This window comes from Agrobacterium sp. 10T429, from assembly GCF_056393925.1.
On sequence record NZ_JBFTGV010000002.1, the window covers coordinates 152,283 to 176,558 of the forward strand.

The window sequence follows — 24,276 nt, forward strand, 5'->3', positions numbered from 1 at the left end:
ACGGTAAATGACCGATATTCCAGTCAAAATTTCATTCGCAGCCCGTCTGCGCAACAGCTTCCTCACGGGCGTCCTCATCCTTGCGCCTGTCACCATCACCATGTGGCTGGTATGGAGCTTCCTGCAATGGGCGGATAGCTGGGTTAAGCCCTATATTCCCGCCCGTTACGATCCCGAGCAATATTTCGATGTGGCGATCCCCGGCTTCGGCCTGCTGATCGCCGTCATCGGCATCACGCTCATCGGCTTTCTCGGCAACAACCTCATTGGCAAATGGATCGTCGGCGTCGGCGAATCCGTTCTCAACCGCATGCCGCTGGTGCGGCCGATCTACAAGAGCATCAAGCAGCTGTTCGAATCCGTCCTGAAAGAGCATTCGAACTCTTTCAAGAAGGTCGGCCTGATCGAGTTTCCGTCACCCGGCACCTGGGCGATGGTATTCGTATCCTCGGAGGTCAAGGGAGAGCTTGCCCATCGCTTCAACGAGATGGGCCAGGAGATGGTTGCCGTCTTCCTGCCACCGACTCCGGTGCCGACGGCGGGTTTCCTGCTGTTCGTGCCGAAGGACAAGATCGTGATGCTGGACATGACACCGGAAGACGCGGCGAAACTGCTGATTTCAGGTGGACTGGTGGCTCCGGATTTCACGCCGCCGAAAATGATTGCGCCGGTTTGAGCGTTACAGGAGGCCGCTGATATCTGTTTGCGAAAAGTCGTTGCCGACATAAAGCAAAGGGCAGCCTTCAGCTTTTGCCAGCTCATAGGCAAAACAATCTCCGAAATTCAGCCCGGCGGGGTGAATACCCTTTCCCCAGATGCGATAGGCTTCCGAAATGCCACGGATTGATTTAGCAGTAACGGGTTTGATTTCGACGCTCAGCCCTTCGATCAGCATCTCGAGTTCCCGGCTGCGGCCACGTCTTTGCGCTACGATCACAGCTTCGGCAAGCGTACCGGCGGATATCAGCAATGGTTCATCCGTATCGAGAGCCATGGCACATGCATCTGCTGTGGGTTCATCAAGCAGGATTGCAAGCAGAGCAGATGTATCGATGACCATCATTTTGGAAGGCCGTGCTCGTCATAAAGGAAATCCTGACTATGCGCGGCATCCGGGCCATCGTCGCTCTTGGTCGCGACGGCCGCGCGCACTTTATCTAGCACGGCCCTGCGGGATTTTTTATCCGCCACAACAACCACCGGAACCAGCCGCACTGCTGCATGACCATGCCGGGTGAGAATGATTTCGTCCCCGGCCTCGGCGCGTCGTACCAATTCTGTCAGTTGGCCTTTTGCATCAGTTACGGATATCTGCATGGCTAACCTTAAGCGTTAAACCTCGCTTTAGATTAGTCTATTGAATGGACCAAATCAATCCTCGTCATCGAGATCATCCACCTCTGTTCCCGTCGTGGTCGCATGGAACACGGGAACGAAAAGCCGCATATAGACCAGCCGCACGCTCCAGCCCTGTTCCAGTGCCTCTGTCCATGCCTTCTTGCGGCCGGGCTTTTTGAAGGCCTTGCCGATTGCTTTCTTCGGGCTTTTGGCGAAGGTGTCGGGTTGCAGGATGTTTTGCGGTGAGCAGAGCGCGTAGCCCTTTCTGAAGGCGGGCGGTGGGCGGCGTGGGTCGATCATGTTCATGGCGGTTCACTTTCAGCCGGCGTGCAGGAAGCGGATAGCTTCGTCGCGGCGGTGCAGATAGAGCAGGGTGCGCAGGCTTTCGCCGCGCGGGCCGGTCAGTTCGGGGTCGCGCTCGATGACATAGGCGGCGTCCTTGCGAGCGATTTCCAGGAGATCGGCATGGGCTTCGAGGCTGGCGATGCGGAAGCCCGGGGTGCCGGACTGGCGGGTGCCGAGGAGTTCGCCTTCGCCGCGCAGCTTCAAATCCTCTTCGGCAATCAGGAAGCCGTCCTCGCTGTCGCGCAGGATGGAAAGTCGGGCGCGGCCGTTTTCGCTGAGCGGCCCCTTGTAGAGCAGGATGCAGGTGGAGGCCTCGTCACCGCGTCCAACCCGGCCACGCAGCTGGTGAAGCTGGGCCAGGCCGAAACGTTCGGCATGTTCGATGACCATGATCGTGGCGTCCGGAACGTCGACACCCACTTCCACCACTGTCGTTGCCACCAGCAGCCGGGTTTCGCCGTTCTTAAAAGCCAGCATGGCGGCGTCCTTCTCAGGGCCGCTCATGCGCCCATGGATGAGACCGATATTGGCACCGAGCATCTGCGAGAGAACCCCATGTCGTTCTTCCGCCGACATCAGGTCGGACTCTTCCGTCTCCTCCACCAGCGGGCAGATCCAGTAGGCCTTCTTGCCTTCCTTCAGCGCGGCGCGCAGCCGCTCGACGATGTCGCCGATGCGCTCTGTGGGGATCGTCACGGTCTGGATGGGTTTTCGGCCAGCCGGTTTTTCGGTGAGTTTTGATACATCCATGTCGCCGAAGGCGGCCAGCACCAGCGTACGCGGAATGGGCGTGGCGGTCATAACAAGCATATGCGGCGTGATGCCCTTGGCGGTGAGACGCAGGCGCTGGTGTACGCCGAAACGGTGCTGCTCATCCACCACGGCCAGCACGAGGTTCTTGTAACTCACGCTGTCCTGGAACAGCGCGTGGGTGCCGATGACGATCTGTGCCTCACCGGAGGCCACGCGTTCTTCGATCTCGCGACGCTCCTTGCCCTTGGTGCGGCCGGTCAGCACCTCAACCGTAATGCCCGCGGCATTGGCGAGTTTGGAGATGGTGGCGAAATGCTGCCGGGCAAGAATTTCGGTCGGGGCCATCAACACCGCCTGTCCTCCGGCCTCGACGGCGGTTGCCATAGCCATCAGCGCCACCAGCGTCTTGCCCGCGCCGACATCGCCCTGCAACAGCCGCAACATACGGTCCTCGCTGGCCATATCGGTCAGGATATCTTTCACCGAGGCATTCTGGCTCGGCGTCAGGGAGAAGGGCAGTTGCGACAGGATTTTTGCAGCAATGTCCCCCTTGGCGCGGATCGGCTGGCCCGCGACCTTGCGCAGTCTTTGCCGCACCAGCGCCAGTGACAGCTGCCCGGCCAGGAATTCGTCGTAGGCGAGCCGTCTGCGTGCCGGGGCCTGAGGATCGATATCGGCGCTGTCGCGCGGATCGTGCAACTCACGGAAGCTCGATGCCACGTCGCCGAACCCCTGCCGGGTCTTCAGCGTTTCGTCGATCCATTCGGGAAAGACCGGCAGTTTCGAAAGTCCGCCTTCAATTGCCCGCCGCAGCACCTTCGGAGACAGCCCGGCTGTCATCGGATAAACGGCTTCGACCAGCGGCAGGTTCTCGGCCTCGGAGAGCTTCACCATGAAATCCGGATGCACCATGGAGGCGCGGCCGTTGAACCAGTCCACCTTGCCGCTGACGAGAACCTCTTCATCGACGGGCAAGGCCTTGGAAAGCCAGTCTCCCTTGGCGCGGAAGAAGGTCAGCGCCAGTTCCCCGGTCTCGTCATGCAGGAAAACACGGTAGGGCGCGGAACGATTGCCTGGTGGAGCTGGCTGATGCCGGTCGACACGTCCCTGGATGGTGACAATGGCGCCGGGAGCGGCAAGTGCGATGCCCGGGCGGTTGCGCCGGTCGATGACGTTTGATGGTGCGTGGAACAGAAGATCGATCACGCGGGTGTCGTCAGCATTTTCCCGGCTCAGCAGTTTGGCCAGAAGGTCGGCAAGCTTCGGCCCCACACCGGCAAGGGTGGAGACGGAAGCAAATAGCGGATCGAGAATGGCGGGACGCATGCTCAGCAAAATCGGGGAAGGGGACGCGTTATGCAAGACGTGGCGCCCGACAAAGGCTGTTTATCACCGGCAGATTTTAGCCGCCGTGGCATTATTTCGATAAAAACCGGTTCCAAGCGTTCGCCTCCTGTTCTATAGGAGGGCGCAATCAACATCCTGTTGAATAGCCAACCGAAAGGTGAATGCGATGACTGGACTGGTGCGCACGAGCGCCGACCTCGATCCGAGGCGCAGGCGGATACTTTACCGCTGCTGGCACCGGGGCATTCGCGAGATGGATCTGGTGCTCGGGCAATTTGCGGAAGACAATATTGCCGGGCTTTCCGACGATCAGCTCGACGAGCTGGAAATCATCATGGCGGAAGAGGATAACGACCTCGTCAAGATGGTGACGGGTGCCCTGCCGGTGCCGGAAAAATTCCAGACCCCGTTGTTCGAGAAGATCGCCTCTTACCGTCCCGATTTCGATCTCGTCACAGCCGAAACCCTGAAGGCCTGAAACATGATAGCCGGATTCGATGCAAAGCTGGTGGCGTCGGCCGATACGCCGCTGACCATCGGAAACGTGCCCTCCGGCATGGAAGCCCTACTGCTCGCCGATATGGCGCGGGCGGGAACATCGGTGGCTTACGTGATGTCGGACGGCCAGCGGGTCGCCGATCTCGAACAGATTCTTGGTTTTGTCGCGCCGGATATTCCGGTGTTGACGCTGCCGGCCTGGGATTGTCTGCCTTATGACCGCGTGTCACCGAGTGCGGACACCTCGGCGCGCCGGCTCGCGGCACTTGCCGGCCTCATCAATCACGCCAAGAAACCGCATCCGGCCATCGTTCTCGTCACCGTCAACGCCATGCTGCAGAAGATGGCGCCGCGCGACGTTATCGAGAGCCTGGGCTTTTCGGCCAAGCCCGGCAACCAGATCCGCATGGAGGACATCGCCGCGCGGCTGGAGCGCAACGGTTTCGACCGGGTGGCGACGGTGCGTGAAGTGGGTGAATTCGCCGTGCGCGGCGGCATTCTCGATGTCTTCGTGCCGGGCACCGAAGAGCCGGTGCGGCTCGATTTCTTCGGCGATACGCTGGAAAGCATCCGCACCTTCGATCCGGCCAGCCAGCGCACCATCGCACAGGCGCGCTCGCTTGATCTTAATCCGATGAGCGAAGTGACGCTGACGCCGGATACGATCGGCCGGTTCCGTAAGAATTACCTGTCGCTATTCGGTGCGGCGACGCGCGACGACGCGCTTTATCAGGCCGTCTCCGAAGGCCGCCGTTATGCCGGTATGGAGCACTGGCTGCCGCTGTTTTACGAAGAGCTGGAAACCGCCTTCGATTATCTCAGCGGTTTCCGTATCGTCACCGAACATACGGCGCGCGAGGCGGCGAAGGAACGCTCCAAGCTGGTCCTCGATTATTACGAGGCGCGGCGGGCTTCCGGCGAGACCAAGGGCTCGACGCAGGGCGCGCCTTACAAGCCGGTATCGCCTGGGCAAATCTATCTCGACGGCAAGAGCTTCGAGGCGGCGCTTGCGAGCGTCAATGCGGTGCGGCTGACGCCTTTCAACGAACACGATAGCGAAGGTCGCCCGGTCGCGACGCTTGATGCCCATGTTGGTCCGCGCTGGGCACGTCCACCGACGGAAGGCGACAGCGAAGAGCGGGTCAATGTTTTCGATCTGGCGGTAAAGCACATTGCCGAGCGCCGGGCCAAGGGCTGGAAGGTTTTGATCACCGGCTGGTCGGAAGGTTCGCTCGACCGGCTGTTGCAGGTCTTGAACGAACACGGGCTTGAGAAGATCAAGCCGGTGACATCGCTGAAAGAGGTGGAGAAACTCGGCAAGGGTGAGGCGGCTTCGGCGGTGCTGAGCCTCGAAGCCGGGTTTGAGACCGGAACGCTCGCTATCATCGGCGAGCAGGATATTCTTGGCGACCGCATGGTGCGCCGTTCCAAGCGCCGCAAGCGCGGCGCGGATTTCATCGCGGAAGTGGCGGGGCTGGACGAAGGCTCGCTCGTGGTTCACGCCGAACACGGCATCGGTCGCTTCGTCGGTTTGCAGACCATCGAGGCAGCGGGCGCGCCGCGCGCCTGTCTGGAACTGCATTATGCCGACGACGCCAAGCTGTTCCTACCGGTCGAAAACATCGATCTTCTCTCGCGTTATGGTTCTGATGCCGCGGAAGCCACACTCGACAAGCTCGGTGGCGGCGCATGGCAGATGCGCAAGGCCAAGCTCAAGAAGCGCCTGCTCGATATGGCCGACGAGCTTATCCGCATTGCAGCCGCGCGTCTGGTGCGCCACGCGCCGGCGCTTATCGCACCGGACGGGCTTTACGACGAGTTTGCCGCCCGTTTCCCCTATGACGAGACCGAGGACCAGCTGAACGCCATCGACGCTGTTCGCGACGATCTCGGTGCCGGGCGGCCGATGGATCGCCTGATCTGCGGCGATGTCGGTTTCGGCAAGACCGAAGTGGCCTTGCGCGCCGCCTTCCTTGCCGCCATGAATGGCGTTCAGGTGGCGGTGGTGGTGCCGACCACGCTTCTGGCGCGACAGCATTTCCGTACCTTTTCCGAACGGTTTCGCGGTCTGCCGATCCGGGTGCAGCAGGCCTCGCGCCTTGTGGGTTCGAAGGAGCTTGCGCTCACCAAGAAAGAAGTGGCTGATGGAAAGACCGACATTGTCGTCGGCACCCATGCGCTGCTCGGTGCGGGCATAAGCTTCGCCAATCTCGGCCTGCTGATCATCGATGAGGAGCAGCATTTCGGTGTGAAGCACAAGGAGCGGCTGAAGGAGCTGAAAAGCGACGTGCATGTGCTGACGCTGTCGGCGACGCCCATTCCGCGCACCTTGCAGCTGGCCATGACCGGCGTGCGCGAGCTGTCGCTCATCACCACGCCGCCAGTGGACCGCATGGCGGTTCGCACCTTCATTTCGCCCTTCGATCCGCTGGTAATCCGTGAAACGTTGATGCGCGAGCATTATCGCGGTGGCCAGAGCTTCTATGTCTGCCCCCGCCTTGCCGATCTCGCCGATATCCATGCATTCCTGCAGTCGGATGTGCCGGAACTGAAAGTGGCGGTGGCGCATGGCCAGATGGCGGCGGGTGAACTCGAAGACATCATGAACGCCTTCTATGAAGGCAAATACGATGTGCTGCTTTCGACCACCATCGTCGAATCCGGCCTCGACGTGCCGACCGCCAATACGCTGATCGTGCATCGTGCCGACATGTTCGGTCTCGCCCAGCTTTACCAGCTGCGTGGCCGTGTTGGTCGTTCCAAAGTCCGCGCCTTTGCGCTGTTCACCCTGCCGGTCAACAAGGTGTTGACGACGATGGCGGAGCGGCGGCTGAAAGTGCTGCAATCGCTCGACACACTCGGCGCCGGTTTCCAGCTTGCCAGCCACGATCTCGATATTCGCGGCGCTGGCAATCTGCTTGGCGAAGAACAGTCCGGCCACATCAAGGAAGTCGGCTTCGAGCTTTACCAGCAGATGCTGGAGGAGGCCGTGGCCGAAGTGAAGGGTGACGAAGAGGTGCGCGACAGCGGCTGGTCGCCGCAAATCTCTGTCGGCACCTCGGTGATGATCCCGGAAGACTACGTGCCGGATCTGCATCTGCGCATGGGTCTCTACCGCCGTCTCGGCGAGCTTGCGGATATAGGCGAGATCGACGGTTTCGGCGCAGAAATGATCGACCGTTTCGGCCCGCTGCCGAAGGAAGTGCAGCATCTCCTCAAGATCGTCTACATCAAGTCGCTCTGCCGCACGGCCAATGTCGAGAAGGTGGATGCCGGGCCGAAAGGCGTGGTTGTGCAGTTCCGCAACAAGGAATTCCCCAATCCGGCAGCGCTTGTCGGTTATATCGGCAAGCAGGGCTCGATGGCGAAGATCCGCCCGGACCACAGCCTGTTCCTGAACCGCGATCTGCCGACGCCGGAAAAACGGCTGGCGGGTGCGGCGATGGTCATGACGCAATTGGCGGAGCTGGCTCGGTCGTAGATTTAAGCCTTTGGGGGGGGGCGGCGGTGGGTGTGGCTTACCCCACTTCTGCCCTGCCGGGCATCTCCCCCACAAGGAGGGAGATCGGCGAGACGCGCTGTCACCACTTCATTCTCTAACGTTGATATAGGCAAAACCTTGCCGCATATCGATCTCCCCACCTGTGTGGGAAATGCCCGGCAGGGCAGAGGGGGTAAGCCACCCATCGTCGGCTCATTTCCATTAGCCAATCCCTCGAAAACTCCACTCACTGCCTTCAGCGAAAATTACCGCGATGTAACGAAACGGACATGTATCGGTAGTCTTCGCGGGCGTAATCTTTCCTTCATACCCGGTGCGGCGGATCGTAAAGCCGCCGGGTCTTGAAGGAGCAGGACGATGTGGACCAACATCAACAGGTTTGCCACCGCTGGTCTGGTTGCTTTGACAATTGCGGGCACCACAATTGCCACCACCAGTCAGGCGGAAGCGCGCAATAATTTCGGCCGCGGCCTTGCCGCCGGGATCGCAGGAACGATCATTGGCGGAGCGCTCATCGCCGGGGCAAGGCATCCCGGTTACGCTTATGGCCCCGCTTATTATGCACCGGCCTACGGTCCACCCGTCTACGCCGTGCCAGCTTATGGACCGCCTGTTGTTTACCAGCCGGTTTATCCTCGCTGCCACGTGGCCTGGCGACAGAACGCCTGGGGCGACATGTATCGGGTCAGGGTTTGTGATTGATCGAATGCCATGCCAGCGACGCAAACATGCGTCGCTGGTTCTCATGCATTTTTGACTTTAGCGCTCGTCTTCCGGCGTGATCCCGACGGCGACATTCTGGTCGGTCGCGGCGATGGAGGCGGGAAGCGGCACTTTTCGCTGCTTCTCGCGGATCAGCGTCAGCAAGCCGGAGCCCACGATCAGGGCGATGCCCATCAACATCCAGCCATCAATACGGTCGCCGAAAATCAGGTAACCGAACAGAATCGCCCAGAGCATCTGGCTATATTGCGTTGGGCCGATCATGGCGGCGGGTGCATATTGGGCAGCATACATGACAAGCACGTTGCCAAGTGCCCCTAACAGTCCATATCCCGCCAGCAGCAACCATTGTTCGCCGCCCGGCATGATGAAGGTCGGCACCATGGCGATGCCGCTGATGGTAAGACAGCCCAGTACGCCGGCCCCATACAGCGAGACGTTCTTTTCCGACGGACCCATGGCGCGGAAGATGACGATGCTGAGCGCGCCGCTGAAGCCACCGATGATGGCGCCGATATGGCCGATGCCGAGTTCACGGAAACCCGGCCGCAGGATGACCAGCACCCCGAGGAAACCGATGATGACCGCAGACCAGCGGCGGATGCCCACCTGTTCCTTCAAAAACACCACCGACATGATGGTGACGAAAGAAGGAAGAAGGAAGATCAGCGCAAAGGCTTCGGCCATGGAAAGATGGGTGAAAGCGGTGACGCTGCCGACGGCACCCGTACCTGCGGCAAAAAATCGGATGATCCATAAAGGCCGGTTGGTCGTCTTCACCACATCCACCCAGCGATCATTGCGCTTGCGGATGAAGGGCAGGGCGATGAGGCCGAACAGGGCGCCGAAGAAGGCCGATTCGATCGGCGAAATCTGGCCTTCTATGAGTTTAACGCTCGCGTCGCTCCATGCGTAGGCAGCGAAGGCGGCAAAGGCAAGCAGAATGCCTTTCAGGGTCTGGTCGGACACGGGAAAACACCAACAGTTTATCGATTACGGCAAGCTGCCGGTGTTCGACCGTCAGTTCATCGACTTATGCTCGTCCGCCTTGATTTTTGCAATATCCCGCAGTGCAGCAATCAATACATCAGGCGTTTGTGCACCGCTGATGGCGTATTTCTGGTCAACGATAAAGAACGGTACGCCGGAAACACCCATTTGCTGCGCCGCGTCAATTTCGGCAATCACCGTGTCCTTGTCTGCATCCGACGCCAGAAGCCGTGTTACCACCTTGGCGTCCATGCCCGCCTTTTCGGCGATATCGGTCAGCACGGCGTGATCGCCGATATTGCGGCCTTCCTCGAAATTCGCCTTGAACAAAGCGGTGACGATCCTTTCCTGAACGTCACGGCCTTCAGCATGGGCCCAGAGCGACAGGCGATGTGCGTCGAGCGTGTTCGGGCCAATCTTGATTGCATCGAAATCGTAGTGGATTCCGACCTGTTTGCCGAGTTCAACCAGAGAGGCATGGGCCTGCTCGAGACGCTCCTTGCCGAGCTTTTCCTCAAGCGCGGCCTTCTGGTCAACGCCTTCAGGCGGGTAATCCGGGTTGAGCCGGTAAGGTCGCCAGTTCACGTCGACGCTGATTTCGTCCTGCACCTCGGCAATGGCAAGATCGAGCCTTGCCTTGCCCAGATAGCACCAGGGGCAGACCATATCCGATACGACGTCGATAACGATGCGTTCCATGGCTTTATCTTCCGTTGTCTTGGACCGGGCAGGGGCGGGTTATTGCGCCCGCGCATCCCACCAGGTCTGTTTCTGATTGCCTGATATCGGGGTCATATCCGGGCGGTCGATATATCTCCAGCGGGCTATCCATTGCGCGCCGATGTAGTAGAGCGGAATGACATAGTGGCCGGCGACGAGAAGACGATCATAACCACGCACTGCCGCCTGAAAATTCTCCGTGGATCGGGCCTGCAACAGGGCCTCGATCATGCGGTCGATGTCGGGGCTGGCCGCACCCGCATAGTTGAAGCTGCCCTGCGCATCCCGCGACAATGAACTCCAGCGGTTGAGCTGCTCGGCGCCGGGCGAGAGCGATGAGGGCAGGGACCGGATGATCATGTCGTAATCGAAGCTGTTGGAGCGTGCCTGATATTGGCCATCGTCAACGGAGCGGATGCCCATGGCGACGCCGATCAGATTCAGCGAACGCTGATAGGCAAGCGCTATGCGTTCCTGCGCCGGGTTCTGCGTCATGATTTCGAATGCGAGCTGGCGGCCATTGGCATCGGACATCCTGCCGTTCTTGATGCTGTATCCGGCCTCTTTCAGCTTATCGACGGCGAGCTTCAGGACCTTGCGGTCCGCGCCGGTCCCGTCGGTGGTGGGCATGGCGTAGGTTCCCGCCAGAAGTTCCGGCGGCATGCTCTTGGCCGCATCGCCAAGCAGCGCAAGTTCGCGCTCATCTGCGGCATTGCCATAGGCACCGAGCGCGGAGTTCTGCCAGTAGCTTTGCGTACGCTTGAAGGCGCCGCCGAGAATGTTCTTGTTCATCCACTCGAAATCGAGTGCATAGGACAGGCCCTCGCGCACCTTTTCGTCTGCAAAGACCGCGCGGCGGGTATTGAAGACAAGGCCGAACATGCCCGATGGCAGACGTGGCTGGAACACATCCTTGACGATATCGCCGCGATGAACGGCGGGGAAGTTGTAGGCCTGGCCCCAATGGGACGTATCGGAGGTGCCGTTGATGGCGTCGCCTTCGGGATAGATGTCGATATCACCTTTCTTGAAGGCCTCGAACATGGTGGTGACCTGAAGGAAATAGGTGATGCTGATCTCGTCGTAATTCTCGAAGCCGACCTTGCTCGGGATATCCTTGCCCCAATAGTCCGGGTTTCGCTCCCAGATGATTCGTTCACCCGGTCGCAATGTCTTGATTCGGTATGGACCCGAGCCAACGACAGCGCCAAGGCCCGCCTGCTCGAATTTTTCCGGATCGATCGCGTGTTTCGGCAAAATCGGGGTGGAAGAGGCGAGAATGAGCGGCGTTTCGCGGTTCGCCTTGTCGTTGAAGGTGAAGCGGACGCCGTGTTCGCCGATCTTTTCCAGCTTCGCCACGCCGTCTAGGCGGCTGTTGAACGGCGGACGGCCTTTTTCCTTCAGGAGATTGAATGTGAAGATAACATCGTCAGGCGTCACCGGCTCGCCATCCGACCACTTGGCCTTGGGATTGATGTTGAACTGGGTGAAGGTGCGTTCCTCGTCCCACTCCACGGTTTCCGCAAGCAGGCCGTAAAGGCTGAAAGGCTCGTCGCTCGAGCGCTGCATCAGCGGCTCGTAGAGGAGATTGCCGAATTCAGGGTCCCAGACGCCGCGCGCCGTGGTGCGCATTCCCTTGAGAACAAAGGGGTTGAGGCTGTCGAAGGTGCCGACGACACCGTATGATATGCGACCACCTTTTTTCACGTCCGGATTGACATAAGGGAAGTGCCGGAAGTCGGCGGGAAGTGCCGGCGTGCCGTGCATGGAAATGGCGTGAAGCGGCTGCGCCACGGCAATTTCCGGAGAAAGCAGGGCCGTTCCCCAAAGAAACAATGCGGGGATGAGGGCCGCAAGCTTGCGCATGTCACTATCCTGTCTCAACTGTCGGTCCGTTTTGTCGTCGTGGTCGATTATCGTCATGATTGGTTTTTTGTTATGATTCTGGCGAATATGTAGCACAAGCCCATGGCTGGACCCATGCGAGGGCGGGAAATCTTGGGTTGCCTCAAGAAAAAGTTAAAGAAGTGCTGGATATCGCCGCCAACGGCATGTAACAGGGTGGCCGGAAGAGACGGGTCACGCATTTGCCTCATTTAAACGACAGTTGAACGGGCAGAAGGATACCGCCATCGGCGAGCAGGACCCGCGGTTCTGTTCTGGCAGACATTCAGGAGACGGAACTCTTATGATGCAAAAGGCAAACACATTCACCCGGACAGCTCTGTCCGCTCTCGTTCTTTCCCTGGGCGCGGTTTCCGCTCCGGCCATCTCGCAGGCACAGGATGCTCCCGCCAATCAGGGCGCTGGCGCTCCGCCGCTCGGCTGGTTCAAGACCTGCTCCAAGCAGGAAGACAACGATGTCTGCGTCGTGCAGAACGTGGTTCTTGCCCAGAACGGCCAGATGATCACTGCCGTCGGCCTCATCACTGTCGAGGGCAAGGTCAACCGCAAGCTGCTCCAGGTTTCCGTTCCGACCGCGCGTCTCATTCCCCCGGGTGTGATGATGCAGATCGACGGTGGCAAGGGTCAGAAGCTCGATTACGCTGTTTGCCTTCCCGACAAGTGCACGGCCGAAGTTCCGCTGACGGACGCCATGATCGCGTCGCTGAAGAAGGGCAACGAGATCGTCTTCACCTCGATCAACTTCCGCCGCGCGCCGAACCCCATCAAGATCGCGCTTACCGGCTTTACCGGCGCTTATGACGGCGCGGCTATCACCCAGTCGCAGCTCGCAGAAAGCCAGCGCAGCCTTCAGGAAGGCATGCAGAAAAAGGCCGAAGAGGCTCGCAAGAAGCTGGAAGCTGCTCAGGACGCCGCAAAGGGCGCGCCGAAGCCCTGATCTCTTTACGAGAACACGAAAAAACCGGCCTGTTTTCAGGCCGGTTTTTTTATGCGCGGTTTTGATCCGACGTATTTTCATTAAAAGCGCACAGCGCCCTTATGATTGTTGTCAAATCGGGCGTGCGCTAATGCGCCAGCGACATCTTCGGCCGCCACTCGCCGTTGGGCGCCTTGTCGAACATCCGCTCGATATTGCGGTTGCGGAGCGGCGCCTCGTTTTCATCGTGGACGAGGTTCTGTTCGGAAACGTAAGCGACATATTCCGTCTCATCGTTTTCCGCCAGAAGATGGTAGAAGGGCTGGTCGCGCTCCGGGCGAATATCGGCGGGGATGGCGTTCCACCACTCTTCCGTATTGGCATATTCCGGATCCACGTCAATCACCACACCGCGGAACGGAAACACCTTGTGGCGGACGATCTCGCCAAGCGTAAATTTTGCGTCTCTTTGTTTCATGGTATGAACTTCCTTTCCCACTAATAGTTGGGTGCGGAATGGGAAATATCAAGGGCTAGCGGTATCCGGCCCTTTTTCCGGTGATGCTCTTAAGCGACCCTGCGGCCGATCGGTGCGGTGGCGATGACGACGCCGCCGGTAACCAGCACGATGCCGATGGCGTGATATGTTTCAAACGTTTCACCAAGGAAAAGCGCGGCCATGACAATCGAGACGGGTGGCATCATGTAAAGCGTGATGCCTGCCGTGGCGGGGCCGAAAACGCGGACCGTATGGGTGAAGCAATAAAAGGCAAGCAGTGAGGCGAACAGGATGATGCCGCCGATCTTGGCCCAGGCGATGGCCGTGGCCGGCAGCAAGCCACCACGCGCCAGTTCCACAGCTGCCGGCGGGAGCAGGACCAGCGCGCCGGAGAAAGCGATGAGGCCGAAAAGGCTGAACGAGGCCATCTGCCGCGCCGCGGGATCGCGCAACAGCAGCGAATAGACCGCAAACGCAATCGCTGCCGTCAGAATGGCAAAATCGCCAATGTTGAATTTCATCTGCCAGAGAGCGGACAGATCGCCCTTGAGCACGATTGCCGCCACGCCCGCAAAAGCGATGATCATGCCCGCCACTTCGAGCCTGCGGATCGGGCGGCCCTGAAAGATGCGCTGGAACAGGATGATGAATAGCGACGAAGTCGTGTAGATCAACGTACCGTTGGCAGCCGTCGTCATTGTGAGGCCCCAATAGACCACGCCACCGCAGACGCCCATGCCGAGAATGCCAAGAACGAGCCAGAGCAGCGTTTTCTGGCGCACGAAGGCGAGGCAGTTCCGCCAGTCGGCGATCATGAACGGAGCGATGATGAGGCTCGATCCGATCCAGCGAATGAAGGCGGCAATGAAGGGCGAGACCTCTCCGATGACGCCGCGGCCGAAAATGATGTTGCTGGAGAAAAAGAACGGTACCGCCAGAAAGATGAGCCAGTCCGTGAGGCGCGTTTGCTGAGAGGCTGGCTTGATCGACATTGTTCGCGACATGGCTGGGCATCAAAAGAAAACGGCGGCTTTCCAGGGGAAAACCGCCGAGCGGGAAGGGACGCCTCTAAAGGCGTCCCAAATGCCGGTCAGGCAGAGTAGTACATGTCGAATTCGACCGGATGCGGGGTCATTTCGAAGCGCATGACTTCCTGCATTTTCAGCTCGATGAACGAGTCGATCTGGTCGTCGTCGAACACGCCGCCGGCGGTGAGGAACTTGCGATCCTTGTCGAGGCTTTCCAGCGCTTCGCGCAGCGAGCCGCAGACGGTCGGGATCTTTTTCAGTTCCTTCGCAGGAAGGTCGTAAAGGTCCTTGTCCATTGGCTTGCCGGGATGGATCTTGTTCTTGATGCCGTCGAGGCCGGCCATCAGCATGGCCGCAAAACCGAGATAGGGGTTCTGGGTCGGGTCCGGGAAGCGGACTTCGACGCGCTTTGCCTTCGGGTTGGAGCCGAAGGGAATGCGGCACGATGCGGAGCGGTTACGGGCGGAATAGGCCAGCAGAACCGGAGCTTCATAACCCGGCACCAGACGCTTGTAGGAGTTGGTGGTGGGGTTGGTAAAGGCGTTGATTGCCTTGGCATGCTTGATGATGCCGCCGATGTAGTACAGGCAGTTTTCAGACAGGCCGGCATATTCGTCGCCAGCAAAGGTCGGCTTGCCGCCCTTCCAGATCGACTGGTGCACGTGCATGCCCGAGCCGTTGTCGCCGAAGATCGGCTTCGGCATGAAGGTTGCCGTCTTGCCATAGGCATTGGCGACCTGGTGCACGACGTACTTGTAGATCTGCATCTTGTCGGCGCTGGATACCATGGTGTCGAACTTCACGCCCAGCTCGTGCTGCGCGGAGGCGACTTCGTGGTGGTGCTTTTCGACGACGACGCCCATTTCAGCGAGAACCGTCAGCATTTCGGAACGCATGTCCTGCAGGCTGTCGATCGGCGGAACCGGGAAGTAACCGCCCTTGACGCGCGGACGGTGGCCAAGGTTGCCGGTTTCGTAATCCGTGTCGTCGTTGGACGGCAGTTCCGACGAGTCCAGCTTGAAGCCGGTGTTGTAAGGGTCTGCCTTGTATTTCACGTCGTCAAAGACGAAGAATTCCGGCTCGGGGCCAACGAAGATGGTATCGCCGATACCGGAGGCCTTGAGGTAGGCTTCGGCCTTCTTGGCGGTGCCGCGCGGGTCGCGGTTATAGGCTTCGCCGGAAACCGGGTCGAGAATGTCGCAAAGGATGACGAGGGTCGACTGGGCGAAGAACGGATCGGTATGGGCAGTTGCCGGATCGGGCATCAGCACCATGTCGGATTCGTTGATGGCCTTCCAGCCGGCGATCGAGGAGCCGTCGAACATGACGCCATCGGCGAACATGTCTTCGTCTACGCATACAACATCCATGGTGACATGCTGCAGCTTGCCCTTGGGGTCGGTAAAGCGCAGGTCCACGAACTTGATGTCGTTATCCTTGATCTGCTTCAAGATATCGTTTGCGGTCGTCATTTAAACGTTTTCCTTGAGTGTGGTGGTGACGAGGTGAAAAACCTGAGCCTCCCCGGCTCAGGACCTGGTTCCGATTATATGGCGTCCACGCCTGTTTCACCGGTACGGATTCGGATGACTTCCTCGACGTTGGAAACGAAAATCTTTCCGTCGCCGATTCGTCCGGTCTGTGCCGCATTGCGGATAGCCTCAATGACGGCTTCCGCATTTTCGTCCGCCAATACGACTTCGACTTTCACTTTCGGCAAAAAGTCCACGACGTACTCTGCTCCGCGGTAGAGTTCCGTGTGGCCCTTCTGACGACCAAAGCCTTTTGCTTCCGTGACCGTGATTCCCTGAAGTCCGACTTCCTGAAGGGCTTCCTTCACTTCATCGAGCTTGAAAGGCTTAATGATCGCTTCGATCTTTTTCATGAGAAAATATCTCTCCGCTTCTCCCGTTAAAGCAGGTTATTCCCGCTCTGCCACAAGAATGCACGTATTGTGCCAGATCGGAAGCGGGCTTGAAGAAAAAACTTCGCTTGCCCGGCTTTCTGGCACAAAATGCATTCGCTTTTTGTGGTTTTCCAGCCAATTTCTCGCCAAAACCCGAAAAATCCGTCATCAATTCTGTCGGTTTTCCTTATTTTAGTTATGTTGAATATTTAGGAATGCACTGACGGCGTGTTGTTGATTTGTTTATATTTTATGCATTTGATTATTATTTCGCCGCAGCCATTTGCTTATTTTTGTATCGATTGCCTTTCCGGCGTTTTGAAGGGATGATCGCTCCATGAAATCCCTATTGAATCTCTCTCTTATCGACCCTGCTGTGATGGCCCGCATCGATGCGGCCTCAGGCCAATCCGGCATTCCCCTATACGATCTTATGGAGCGGGCAGGGCAGGCGGTCGCTGCTTCGGCCCTTCGCTACTATCCGGACGCGCTGCGTTTCGTCGTGCTCTGCGGAGGCGGCAATAATGGCGGTGATGGTTACGTTGCGGCACGCTCGCTTGTGCAAAGCGGGGCGACAGTTGCGGTTCATCATCTTGGCCAAGTCACGGCCATGAAAGGCGATGCCCGCACGGCTCTCGAGGTTAGCGGCGTCACAGCCCTGCCGCTTGGCGACTATGTGCCCATGGCTGGAGACGTGGTGATTGACGCGGTGTTCGGTGCCGGATTGTCCCGCGAGATTCCGTCGGAGCTTCGGCGCGTGATCGATGCGGTGACGCAGGCAGCCGTGCCGGTTCTCGCCGTCGATCTCCCGTCTGGTCTTTGCGGCAGGAGGGGCGTGCCTCTGGGCGCATCGTTCAAGGCGGAGCGGACCGTAACCTTCATGGCGCGAAAACCCGGCCATCTGTTGATGCCGGGGCGGGAACTGTGCGGGACGCTTGAGGTGTTCGATATCGGTATCCCCTCCCGTATTCTCGCCGCTCATGCGGGATCGGTTGCGGAAAACGATCCACTTGTCTGGCGCGACGCCTTGCCCCGCTCCGAAATGGAAACGCATAAATTCCGCCGTGGGCATCTGACCGTCTTTTCCGGACCGCCACATGCGACGGGAGCAAGCCGCATGACGGCAATTGCGGCGCTGAAGGCGGGGGCGGGCATCGTCACCATCGCCGCACCGAAGCAGGCGCTCGACGTGCTTTCGGTGACATTGACGGCGGTGATGAGCTCCGGTCTGGATGATGCGGACGATCTGCGCCACTGGCTGGACGACAAACGCCACGGCGCTTTCGTCCTCGGTCCCGGTTTCGGCGATCTCGAAAAGGCGCGGCAATTCGTGTCCCTGCTCGGGGACAAGGTGGTGGTGCTGGATGCCGACGCGATCACCGCTTTCAAGGACTGCCCGGAAACCCTCTTCGACCGGGTGATTTCAGGCGCGGGGAAATTCGTATTGACGCCGCATGAGGGCGAGTTTGCTCGGCTCTTTCCCGATCTCGCCGCTGACACGTCACTGAGCAAGATCGAGAAGGCGCAGACCGCATCGGCGCGCAGCGGCGCAGTGCTGGTCTACAAGGGTGCGGATACGGTCATCGCCGCGCCGGACGGCCGCGCGCTGGTCAATACCAATGCGCCGTCGAGCCTTGCGACGGCGGGGTCAGGCGATGTGCTGGCTGGCATCATCGGCGCATTGCTTGCGCAGGGAACGCCTGCTTTTGAGGCCGCCGCTGCCGGTGTCTGGCTGCATGGCGAGGCGGGCAGCAGGGCGGGTACAGGTATGACGGCAGAGGATCTCGCCCACGCGGTGCGGCCGTTTGCGTGACCTTGAGTTGGTGTCCACGCCGTCACCGGACTTGATCGCAGGAGATACCTTTCGCTGCGCAGACGCGTCGTGCCTGGATGCCGGATCTAGTCCGGCATGACGGAGGAGAGGTTTTCATTCCTGAGGCGAGGGCTTTTTCGCCCTAGAGGTTTAAAGCCGCGTCAATGCGCGGCTTTGCCCTGGCTCGCGGTTGCCATCCGTGAAGCGCTGATCAGCAGCTTGCGTTCCGCCCGTTCCTGTTGCGGCGTGCGATTGTAGATTTCGCGATAACACTTTGAGAAATGCGAAGCGGAGACGAAACCGCAGGCAACGGCAACCTCGACCACCGGCATGGCCGATTGCACCAGCAGGTGGCGGGCGCGGTCCAGGCGGATTTCAAGATAGTAGCGGGCGGGTGAGCGGCCCATTTCCTGCCGGAAGAGACGCTCCACCTGTCGGCGCGACAGATCGGCCGCATCGGCGATGTCGAGCAGCGACAGCGGCTCGGACAGATTGCCTTCCATCAATTCGATGATCGACAGGACCTTGCTATTCTGAACGCCGAGGCGCGCACGCAGCGGCAGGCGCTGGCGGTCGTTGGGGCTGCGCACCCGGTCCGTCAATTGCTGCTCGCAGACGCGGTTGACAAGATTTTCGCCGAAATCCTGACCGATCAGGCTCAGCATCATATCGAGCGATGCGGTGCCGCCGGCGCAGGTATAGATGTTGCTGTCGACCTCGAAGAGATCGGCATAGACTTCCACCTGCGGGAAGGCCTCGGAAAAACCAGGCAGGTTCTCCCAGTGGATCGCACAGCGTTTGCCATTTAAGAGACCGGCCTGCGCGAGGATATGCGCGGCGGTACAGAGGCTGCCGATGGCGATGCCGCGATTATAGGCTTCACGCAGCCAGGCATTGACGGATTTGTTGATGTGCTGGTCGACATCAATGCCCGAACAGATGATCGCCATTTCAACGCGGTTTTCGCCGCTGACATATCGGCGCTCATCGGCAAGACAGGTGTCGACCTCAAGACAGATGCCGCTTGATGACATGACCTTCTGGCCGTCGAGCGAGGCAAGGCGCCATTCGTAAGCCTGATACCCCAGCATGCGATTGGCGATGCGAAGCGTTTCAACCGCTGCGGCGAACGGCAGCATGGTAAATTGCGGAATGAGAAAAAAGACGATTGAGCGTTTCTTCTGGGAGTTCCTGCTCATTTGCCCGTGCTCCGTTGCGAATACGCAATTCCTCCCTTGGAATCGGTCTTCTGGATGTCCTGTTTCCGACATCTTTAACGAAAAATACGCCGTGAAATCCGGGCTGTCAAAAAATAGCTTTTGAAATATGCAAAATTTGCGACAAGCCTTTTTAAAGGGCGTCGTGTCGCATGTAAAACAGGCAGGTCATTTTACGCCTCTGCCGGCGCGTCTCGGGATTGACGGGGATGGCTCGCAAGTCCTGGGACGGTTGCGAGCCATGGGGTTGCGCATCATTTGCGGATGACCCTGATGCGGTTGCTGTCGGTTGTCGGCCATCCAATGTCCTTCAATGTTTCAGGCGGCAAACCTTCCAGCGCGCGGAGCATTCTTGCGCGCTTCCATGACGTATGGAGAGCGGAAATCTGGCCGGACAGGCGCTGGAGCCAGCTACCGGTCGAGGGGCGTTGCGATGAACGGCTCGCTGTGGGGTGATAATGTATCATGGCCATGTCTTGATCCTTTCGTGAACCACGATCCTGTTTACGACTTCGGTATGCGCTTACATATCTCATCAAACAAGAGAATGAATTTTATGTCATTCATCAGTTTTCGGAATGACTCGCGCTCGCCGCCTGCCGGACTTTCTGTCGTTCCGTGATGGGCCAGCGCTTCATTCCGACAAGGTGTTAGTTGCCCTGTCATTCGATGTCCCGGATGGTGCGCCTGTGTTGACATTCAATCAAACGAAATGATATCCATCTATAAATCAAAATATTTGAAGGTTCGTGCCATGACCGTAACTTTCCGCCAACCGCTGCCGCTGCTGGATAACGACATTCTGAGAACCTTCGTCGCGATTGCCGAGACCGGGAACTTCTCCACCGCTGCAGAGGTGGTGTTCAGAACGCCGTCCGCCGTTTCCATGCAGATAAAGAAGCTGGAGGAACAGCTGAAGACGACGTTGTTCCTGCGCGATGCCCGCTCGGTTACTTTGACGGCCCATGGCGAAACGCTTCTTACCTATGCGCGCCGCATGATCGCGCTGTCTAACGAGGCCGTGTCGCGTTTCGTCATGCCTGAACTGTCTGGCGTCGTCAGGCTCGGTGCGCCGGAAGATATTGGCGAACGCGGTTTGCTCCCGGGTATCCTCAAGCGTTTTGCCGAGGTTTTCCCCGGCATCATGATCGATGTCACGATCGATTCCAGTTCCAATCTCTACAAGCGCATGGATGAACGGCGGCTGGATCTGGCACTGGTCAACTGTGCGTCGCATCCGCTGCGGGATACGGGCGAGGTGCTGATGCGCGAACGTCTCGTCTGGGCCGGGGCAAAATGCGGTACGGCCTATCTGCGCGATCCGCTGCCCATATCGATCTGGGAAGAGGGCTGCATCTGGCGTTCGGAAGCGATCAACTCGCTTGAAAAGCGGGGTCGCAATTTCCGCGTGGCCTATCTCAGCGGCCATACCATGGCGCAGCGCGCAGCAATTGCCGCCGATCTCGCCATCGCGCCCCTGCCGCGCTCCTATGTGCAGAACGACATGGTCATTCTGAGCGACAAGGAAGGCCTGCCGGAACTTGGTTATTTCGATATTCGTCTGATCACGGGCGAAAGACCCTCGCGCCCCATCCTTGCGGTCGCGGAAAGCATCCGCAACGCCTTTGTCGAGGTCGCCAAGGCGGCCTGAGGTAGATCTTTATAACGGGAATGCGCGACGGCGAGCGTCCGTCGCGCCATAGGCAAAGGTGGGCCTAGATCGCTACCGTGCCCCGCTTTGCGGAAAAGTCCGCATCGCCGATTTGCCAGCTTCCACGACCGGCCAGCCAGTCTGCCGAATTCTGTAGCCCACCAAATGGGAAAACGTGGATTTGCCGGATCGGCCCTGCCGGATTTGCCTGCCAATGCCGTTCGATAGGGCCGACCACGCTTTCCGGTGAATGGCCCTTGGCCAGCGTCGTCAGGGAGAGCGCGTTCTTTTTCAGATAGGCGATGGAATTGCCGACGCCGCAGAGAGCTGCATATTTCAGCAGCGTCGTGATCCTGGCCGGACCGGAGACGCCGATATGCACCGGCAAGTCGATGCCGGAGGCGGCAAGTCCTTCCGCCCAGGCGATGAAGCGCGCGGGGTCGAAGCCGAACTGGGTGACGATGCGCATTGCCGCATCGCTTCTTTCGGCAAAATCATACTTCAACTTCAAGGCGGCCGCCGCCGTCTCTTCGCTGAAATCGGGGCTGCCTTCGGGATGGCCGGCGATTGCAATCTGATTGATCCCGCAGCGATCGAGGATGCCGGTCGACAGCATATCCATGCTGGATGTGAAGGGACCAGCCGGCGTGGCGACGCCACCGCCGACTACCAGCACATCCGACACACCCGCTTCGCCTGCCAGCCGCTTCACCTGCTCCTCGAATTCCACGCCAGACGATATGCGCCGTGCCGCGAGATGCGGCACTGGTGTGTAGCCGAGATCGCGAAGATGTTTTGCAGCGTCGACCAGCCTGTCCTGCGAGGCCTGTCCGGTGTCTGTCAGATAAACACGCACGCCCTGTGGAAAGATACCGGCAAGACTTGCCGGGCCGAGCACCTGTGCGGGTGAGGCTTCAATGGAGGCGGCAATGGCGGGAGAGGTCGAGATATCGTGCAATTTGAATTTGGTCCTTTTCCTTATCATGCACCGGTTTTTTGCCCACGTCTTTGCCTGTTGCGGCAAGACAGCCCTGCATCTGCGACGAAGCTTGATTTCATGCGTTTGGCTGGCGGCAATGGCTGGTTGTTCTCACCAGACACGTTTGGTGAGGCCGTTCCACAGCCATGTCCAGATCGTCGGCGGAAACCGCAGCACCGATTTGCCAGGCAAGGGCGGTTGCGGCGCAAGGCTGCCGGAAAGGGCGTCCTCGATAGCGCTGACCGCAATATCGACCGAGGCGGCGGTCAGAAGCAGGGGGTAGGTGGCAATGGTATCGGAAGGCGAGGGCTTCAGCCGCTTTTCGTAAAGGGTTGCGCCGGTATCCACGCCCTTGTCGACCAGATGCACGGTCGCGCCGAAATTACCCCGGTCCTTTTCCACCAGCGACCAATAACCGCCCATCTGGCCGCGATAGGCGGGATTGATGCCGGCGTGGAAATTGATGACCGGGCAGCGCAGGGCTTTAAGGGTTGCCGGTGTCAGAAGGCGGCAGGAAATGGTGAAGATCGCCGCCGGTTGCAAGGTGGTGATGGCCTTGTGGCACTCTTCGTCGTTCAGGGAGGCAACGTGTGTAACAGGAACTGCCTGGTCGAGATCGGCAGAGAGGCCATGTTCGGCAATGATCTCATTGGTGCGCCGAACAGTGAAGCGTTTGCCGAGCCGGGAGGCGATCATCGTCGCCATCTGGCCTGCGGCTGTCATCCAGCCGAGCCGCCGCGCCCGTCTTTTCAGAATGGCCGATTTGCTTTCCGCCTGCTCCACGATGACATGGATATCCGGAAACCGGGCGGCCAGCGCATTGATCATGACATTGGGGTTCAGCCCCCCCGCCGTCATCACCAGTAGCCGATTGTTTATCTCAGTCATGTCACCCACACGATTTTCCCGATCATGATCCCTGCGCCCGAGTTTCACTCGCGAAGTTCAAAACCATGTTAATTTTCACCGACGGGATTTTTTCAAACGCCGGTGGAACCGATTTCCAATGCTCACGTTATTGTGACGCATATCACATCGGCGCTTGCCTTTGGACGGCAAGTCATAGGGGAGTTATTTCAAATGATCACACGTATTCTTTCGACAGTTTTCGTGGCTTTGTTGACCGTCGTGACCTTGAGTTCCTGCGGTAATACCATTCGCGGCGTTGGCCGGGATACGGCAAATGCAGTGGACGCCACGCAGGACGCAGGTCGTAGCGTAGACCGCGCCGCGCGTCGCTAAGTCTCTCCCCTCCAAGGTCTGGCGTCTCCCTGAATGAAGGGGACGCCTTTTCTTTGACCTGATTTCACCGTCACAGTTCATGAAGTAAGAATCGCGCCGTATTAAGATGGGGCGAGAGGGCATGAGCGGGCGTTGATGAAAAGACTGGTGACGAAAAGACTGATTGGCTTGCTGCTGCCATTGCTTTTGCCGTTTTCGGCTGAGGCGGGCGGACAGGCGGATTTCTGCAAAACCATGGAGCATGCGGGCGGACGCTACATCGTCTGCAGTTTCGATCCGGCGAAAAGCATGATCCGGATTTACGACCGCGATCATGTTTCGGGTGAGGGATATCGCTCCTTCTCCGATCTCTCCTCCGCCCTGTGGCGGCAGCACATGTTCAGCGTCTTCGCCATGAATGGCGGCATGTATCATTCCGACTATTCTCCCGTTGGCCTTTTTGTCGAAAACGGCGTCGAACGTTCGCCGATTATTACCGGCGGCGGGTGGGGCAATTTCCATCTTCTGCCGAATGGCGTGTTTTATCTGAAGGGTGCAATGGCGGGCGTTCTGGAAACGCAGGCCTATGTGTCTGCCGGCTTGAAGCCGGATTTTGCCACCCAGTCCGGCCCGATGCTGGTGATCGATGGAAAGCTGCATCCGCGATTTCTGCCCGATAGCGACAGCCTGAAACGCCGCAACGGCGTCGGCGTGTCGCGCGGCGGCATGGTGCATTTCGCGATTTCGGAAAACACCGTGCGTTTTTACGACTTCGCGACGTTGTTCAGGGATGTGCTGGATGCGCCAAACGCGCTGTATCTCGACGGGACGATTTCGAGTGTCGACATTCCCGCGATGAAAAGGCGCGATTCCCTGTTTCCCATGGGGCCGATTATCGCTGTCGTCGACAGGGTGCCTGACTAAG

The 24,276-nt window shown here is 59.0% G+C and carries 25 protein-coding genes; 10 read left to right on the forward strand and 15 right to left on the reverse strand.

Annotation, left to right across the window (positions count from 1 at the left end):
* Nucleotides 1-7: 7 nt before the first annotated feature.
* Nucleotides 8-676, forward strand: coding sequence for a DUF502 domain-containing protein (locus tag AC1DCP_RS05745; RefSeq protein WP_003515749.1), 669 nt, complete (start codon nucleotides 8-10; stop codon nucleotides 674-676).
* 3 nt (nucleotides 677-679) lie between these two features.
* Here the strand turns inward: AC1DCP_RS05745 and AC1DCP_RS05750 are convergent, their stop codons facing one another.
* The 4 genes from AC1DCP_RS05750 to recG are packed head-to-tail and all read right to left on the reverse strand — an operon-like array spanning nucleotide 680 to nucleotide 3,762.
* Nucleotides 680-1,063, reverse strand: a complete 384-nt coding sequence (locus AC1DCP_RS05750; RefSeq protein WP_035198363.1) for a type II toxin-antitoxin system VapC family toxin — start codon at nucleotides 1,061-1,063, stop codon at nucleotides 680-682.
* The gene (locus AC1DCP_RS05755; RefSeq protein WP_003515745.1) at nucleotides 1,060-1,317 is read right to left on the reverse strand and encodes a type II toxin-antitoxin system Phd/YefM family antitoxin; all 258 of its coding nucleotides are present in this window, start codon (nucleotides 1,315-1,317) and stop codon (nucleotides 1,060-1,062) included. Before AC1DCP_RS05755 ends, AC1DCP_RS05750 begins: the two co-directional genes overlap by 4 nt.
* A 54-nt stretch (nucleotides 1,318-1,371) precedes the next feature.
* On the reverse strand, nucleotides 1,372-1,644 hold the full coding sequence (locus AC1DCP_RS05760; protein ID WP_019566116.1) for a hypothetical protein: 273 nt from the start codon (nucleotides 1,642-1,644) through the stop codon (nucleotides 1,372-1,374).
* Between the two features lie 12 nt (nucleotides 1,645-1,656).
* Nucleotides 1,657-3,762 (reverse strand): ATP-dependent DNA helicase RecG, encoded by a 2,106-nt coding sequence (gene recG / locus AC1DCP_RS05765; RefSeq protein WP_065687276.1) that lies wholly within the window; start codon nucleotides 3,760-3,762, stop codon nucleotides 1,657-1,659.
* 187 nt (nucleotides 3,763-3,949) lie between these two features.
* On the opposite strand from recG, the gene AC1DCP_RS05770 reads away from it, so the two are divergent.
* The 3 genes from AC1DCP_RS05770 (at nucleotide 3,950) to AC1DCP_RS05780 (ending at nucleotide 8,485) form a co-directional block, all read left to right on the forward strand.
* Nucleotides 3,950-4,261 (forward strand): FAD assembly factor SdhE, encoded by a 312-nt coding sequence (locus AC1DCP_RS05770; protein WP_003515739.1) that lies wholly within the window; start codon nucleotides 3,950-3,952, stop codon nucleotides 4,259-4,261.
* Nucleotides 4,262-4,264: 3 nt separating this feature from the next.
* Nucleotides 4,265-7,762: a transcription-repair coupling factor gene (gene mfd / locus AC1DCP_RS05775; protein ID WP_476774181.1), complete on the forward strand. Its 3,498-nt coding sequence runs from the start codon at nucleotides 4,265-4,267 to the stop codon at nucleotides 7,760-7,762.
* A 378-nt stretch (nucleotides 7,763-8,140) separates the two neighbouring features.
* Nucleotides 8,141-8,485, forward strand: coding sequence for a hypothetical protein (locus AC1DCP_RS05780; RefSeq protein ID WP_065687278.1), 345 nt, complete (start codon nucleotides 8,141-8,143; stop codon nucleotides 8,483-8,485).
* A gap of 57 nt (nucleotides 8,486-8,542) precedes the next feature.
* Here AC1DCP_RS05780 and AC1DCP_RS05785 read toward each other — a convergent pair whose 3' ends face one another.
* From AC1DCP_RS05785 to AC1DCP_RS05795, 3 genes are read right to left on the reverse strand one after another with little or no spacing between them, the layout of a single operon-like run.
* Complete coding sequence (locus AC1DCP_RS05785) at nucleotides 8,543-9,475, reverse strand: DMT family transporter (protein ID WP_003515734.1); 933 nt, start codon at nucleotides 9,473-9,475, stop codon at nucleotides 8,543-8,545.
* Between the two features lie 51 nt (nucleotides 9,476-9,526).
* A complete protein-coding gene (locus tag AC1DCP_RS05790) occupies nucleotides 9,527-10,195 on the reverse strand; it encodes a DsbA family oxidoreductase (protein ID WP_003515731.1) in 669 nt (222 codons plus the stop codon).
* 39 nt (nucleotides 10,196-10,234) lie between these two features.
* Nucleotides 10,235-12,082: an extracellular solute-binding protein gene (locus AC1DCP_RS05795; RefSeq protein WP_065687279.1), complete on the reverse strand. Its 1,848-nt coding sequence runs from the start codon at nucleotides 12,080-12,082 to the stop codon at nucleotides 10,235-10,237.
* 322 nt (nucleotides 12,083-12,404) lie between these two features.
* Between AC1DCP_RS05795 and AC1DCP_RS05800 the strand changes: the two genes are divergently transcribed.
* Nucleotides 12,405-13,058, forward strand: a complete 654-nt coding sequence (locus AC1DCP_RS05800; protein WP_013636323.1) for an invasion associated locus B family protein — start codon at nucleotides 12,405-12,407, stop codon at nucleotides 13,056-13,058.
* A 127-nt stretch (nucleotides 13,059-13,185) separates the two neighbouring features.
* Here AC1DCP_RS05800 and hspQ read toward each other — a convergent pair whose 3' ends face one another.
* From hspQ to AC1DCP_RS05820, 4 genes are all read right to left on the reverse strand, one after another.
* A complete protein-coding gene (gene hspQ / locus AC1DCP_RS05805) occupies nucleotides 13,186-13,515 on the reverse strand; it encodes a heat shock protein HspQ (RefSeq protein ID WP_003515726.1) in 330 nt (109 codons plus the stop codon).
* Between the two features lie 89 nt (nucleotides 13,516-13,604).
* Nucleotides 13,605-14,528 carry a DMT family transporter gene (locus tag AC1DCP_RS05810; protein WP_112152903.1) on the reverse strand — a complete coding sequence of 308 codons (924 nt, stop codon included), beginning with the start codon at nucleotides 14,526-14,528 and terminating at the stop codon, nucleotides 13,605-13,607.
* A 98-nt stretch (nucleotides 14,529-14,626) separates the two neighbouring features.
* Nucleotides 14,627-16,036, reverse strand: a complete 1,410-nt coding sequence (gene glnA / locus AC1DCP_RS05815) for a type I glutamate--ammonia ligase (RefSeq protein ID WP_003515722.1) — start codon at nucleotides 16,034-16,036, stop codon at nucleotides 14,627-14,629.
* Between the two features lie 74 nt (nucleotides 16,037-16,110).
* Nucleotides 16,111-16,449: a P-II family nitrogen regulator gene (locus AC1DCP_RS05820; RefSeq protein WP_003515720.1), complete on the reverse strand. Its 339-nt coding sequence runs from the start codon at nucleotides 16,447-16,449 to the stop codon at nucleotides 16,111-16,113.
* Between the two features lie 89 nt (nucleotides 16,450-16,538).
* On the opposite strand from AC1DCP_RS05820, the gene AC1DCP_RS05825 reads away from it, so the two are divergent.
* Nucleotides 16,539-16,694 carry a hypothetical protein gene (locus tag AC1DCP_RS05825; protein ID WP_193559217.1) on the forward strand — a complete coding sequence of 52 codons (156 nt, stop codon included), beginning with the start codon at nucleotides 16,539-16,541 and terminating at the stop codon, nucleotides 16,692-16,694.
* A 113-nt stretch (nucleotides 16,695-16,807) separates the two neighbouring features.
* Nucleotides 16,808-18,283: an NAD(P)H-hydrate dehydratase gene (locus tag AC1DCP_RS05830; RefSeq protein WP_112152881.1), complete on the forward strand. Its 1,476-nt coding sequence runs from the start codon at nucleotides 16,808-16,810 to the stop codon at nucleotides 18,281-18,283.
* 161 nt (nucleotides 18,284-18,444) lie between these two features.
* Here the strand turns inward: AC1DCP_RS05830 and AC1DCP_RS05835 are convergent, their stop codons facing one another.
* Nucleotides 18,445-19,482 (reverse strand): GlxA family transcriptional regulator, encoded by a 1,038-nt coding sequence (locus AC1DCP_RS05835; RefSeq protein ID WP_003515714.1) that lies wholly within the window; start codon nucleotides 19,480-19,482, stop codon nucleotides 18,445-18,447.
* Nucleotides 19,483-19,754: 272 nt separating this feature from the next.
* Nucleotides 19,755-19,973, reverse strand: coding sequence for a DUF1127 domain-containing protein (locus AC1DCP_RS05840; protein WP_112152880.1), 219 nt, complete (start codon nucleotides 19,971-19,973; stop codon nucleotides 19,755-19,757).
* Nucleotides 19,974-20,212: 239 nt separating this feature from the next.
* Between AC1DCP_RS05840 and AC1DCP_RS05845 the strand changes: the two genes are divergently transcribed.
* Nucleotides 20,213-21,151: a LysR family transcriptional regulator gene (locus tag AC1DCP_RS05845; protein ID WP_003515711.1), complete on the forward strand. Its 939-nt coding sequence runs from the start codon at nucleotides 20,213-20,215 to the stop codon at nucleotides 21,149-21,151.
* Between the two features lie 64 nt (nucleotides 21,152-21,215).
* Here the strand turns inward: AC1DCP_RS05845 and AC1DCP_RS05850 are convergent, their stop codons facing one another.
* Entirely contained in the window at nucleotides 21,216-22,136 is a 921-nt protein-coding gene (locus AC1DCP_RS05850; RefSeq protein WP_320187509.1) for a methylenetetrahydrofolate reductase, read from the reverse strand.
* A gap of 105 nt (nucleotides 22,137-22,241) precedes the next feature.
* Nucleotides 22,242-23,018 (reverse strand): formyl transferase, encoded by a 777-nt coding sequence (locus AC1DCP_RS05855; RefSeq protein WP_112152878.1) that lies wholly within the window; start codon nucleotides 23,016-23,018, stop codon nucleotides 22,242-22,244.
* Nucleotides 23,019-23,210: 192 nt separating this feature from the next.
* Here AC1DCP_RS05855 and AC1DCP_RS05860 point away from each other — a divergent pair, with 192 nt between their 5' ends.
* Nucleotides 23,211-23,372 (forward strand): entericidin domain-containing protein, encoded by a 162-nt coding sequence (locus tag AC1DCP_RS05860; RefSeq protein WP_003515706.1) that lies wholly within the window; start codon nucleotides 23,211-23,213, stop codon nucleotides 23,370-23,372.
* A 135-nt stretch (nucleotides 23,373-23,507) separates the two neighbouring features.
* Nucleotides 23,508-24,275 carry a phosphodiester glycosidase family protein gene (locus tag AC1DCP_RS05865; protein WP_112152877.1) on the forward strand — a complete coding sequence of 256 codons (768 nt, stop codon included), beginning with the start codon at nucleotides 23,508-23,510 and terminating at the stop codon, nucleotides 24,273-24,275.
* The last annotated feature ends 1 nt before the right edge of the window (nucleotide 24,276 follow it).

Coding starts and splice junctions, on each gene's coding strand:
- AC1DCP_RS05745 (WP_003515749.1), top strand. CDS start 8: ATGACCGATATTCCAGTCAAAATTTCATTCGCAGCCCGTCTGCGCAAC.
- AC1DCP_RS05750 (WP_035198363.1), bottom strand. CDS start 1,063: ATGATGGTCATCGATACATCTGCTCTGCTTGCAATCCTGCTTGATGAA.
- AC1DCP_RS05755 (WP_003515745.1), bottom strand. CDS start 1,317: ATGCAGATATCCGTAACTGATGCAAAAGGCCAACTGACAGAATTGGTA.
- AC1DCP_RS05760 (WP_019566116.1), bottom strand. CDS start 1,644: ATGAACATGATCGACCCACGCCGCCCACCGCCCGCCTTCAGAAAGGGC.
- recG (WP_065687276.1), bottom strand. CDS start 3,762: ATGCGTCCCGCCATTCTCGATCCGCTATTTGCTTCCGTCTCCACCCTT.
- AC1DCP_RS05770 (WP_003515739.1), top strand. CDS start 3,950: ATGACTGGACTGGTGCGCACGAGCGCCGACCTCGATCCGAGGCGCAGG.
- mfd (WP_476774181.1), top strand. CDS start 4,265: ATGATAGCCGGATTCGATGCAAAGCTGGTGGCGTCGGCCGATACGCCG.
- AC1DCP_RS05780 (WP_065687278.1), top strand. CDS start 8,141: ATGTGGACCAACATCAACAGGTTTGCCACCGCTGGTCTGGTTGCTTTG.
- AC1DCP_RS05790 (WP_003515731.1), bottom strand. CDS start 10,195: ATGGAACGCATCGTTATCGACGTCGTATCGGATATGGTCTGCCCCTGG.
- AC1DCP_RS05795 (WP_065687279.1), bottom strand. CDS start 12,082: ATGCGCAAGCTTGCGGCCCTCATCCCCGCATTGTTTCTTTGGGGAACG.
- AC1DCP_RS05800 (WP_013636323.1), top strand. CDS start 12,405: ATGATGCAAAAGGCAAACACATTCACCCGGACAGCTCTGTCCGCTCTC.
- hspQ (WP_003515726.1), bottom strand. CDS start 13,515: ATGAAACAAAGAGACGCAAAATTTACGCTTGGCGAGATCGTCCGCCAC.
- AC1DCP_RS05810 (WP_112152903.1), bottom strand. CDS start 14,528: ATGTCGATCAAGCCAGCCTCTCAGCAAACGCGCCTCACGGACTGGCTC.
- glnA (WP_003515722.1), bottom strand. CDS start 16,036: ATGACGACCGCAAACGATATCTTGAAGCAGATCAAGGATAACGACATC.
- AC1DCP_RS05820 (WP_003515720.1), bottom strand. CDS start 16,449: ATGAAAAAGATCGAAGCGATCATTAAGCCTTTCAAGCTCGATGAAGTG.
- AC1DCP_RS05830 (WP_112152881.1), top strand. CDS start 16,808: ATGAAATCCCTATTGAATCTCTCTCTTATCGACCCTGCTGTGATGGCC.
- AC1DCP_RS05835 (WP_003515714.1), bottom strand. CDS start 19,482: ATGAGCAGGAACTCCCAGAAGAAACGCTCAATCGTCTTTTTTCTCATT.
- AC1DCP_RS05840 (WP_112152880.1), bottom strand. CDS start 19,973: ATGGCCATGATACATTATCACCCCACAGCGAGCCGTTCATCGCAACGC.
- AC1DCP_RS05845 (WP_003515711.1), top strand. CDS start 20,213: ATGATATCCATCTATAAATCAAAATATTTGAAGGTTCGTGCCATGACC.
- AC1DCP_RS05850 (WP_320187509.1), bottom strand. CDS start 22,136: ATGATAAGGAAAAGGACCAAATTCAAATTGCACGATATCTCGACCTCT.
- AC1DCP_RS05855 (WP_112152878.1), bottom strand. CDS start 23,018: ATGACTGAGATAAACAATCGGCTACTGGTGATGACGGCGGGGGGGCTG.
- AC1DCP_RS05860 (WP_003515706.1), top strand. CDS start 23,211: ATGATCACACGTATTCTTTCGACAGTTTTCGTGGCTTTGTTGACCGTC.
- AC1DCP_RS05865 (WP_112152877.1), top strand. CDS start 23,508: ATGAAAAGACTGGTGACGAAAAGACTGATTGGCTTGCTGCTGCCATTG.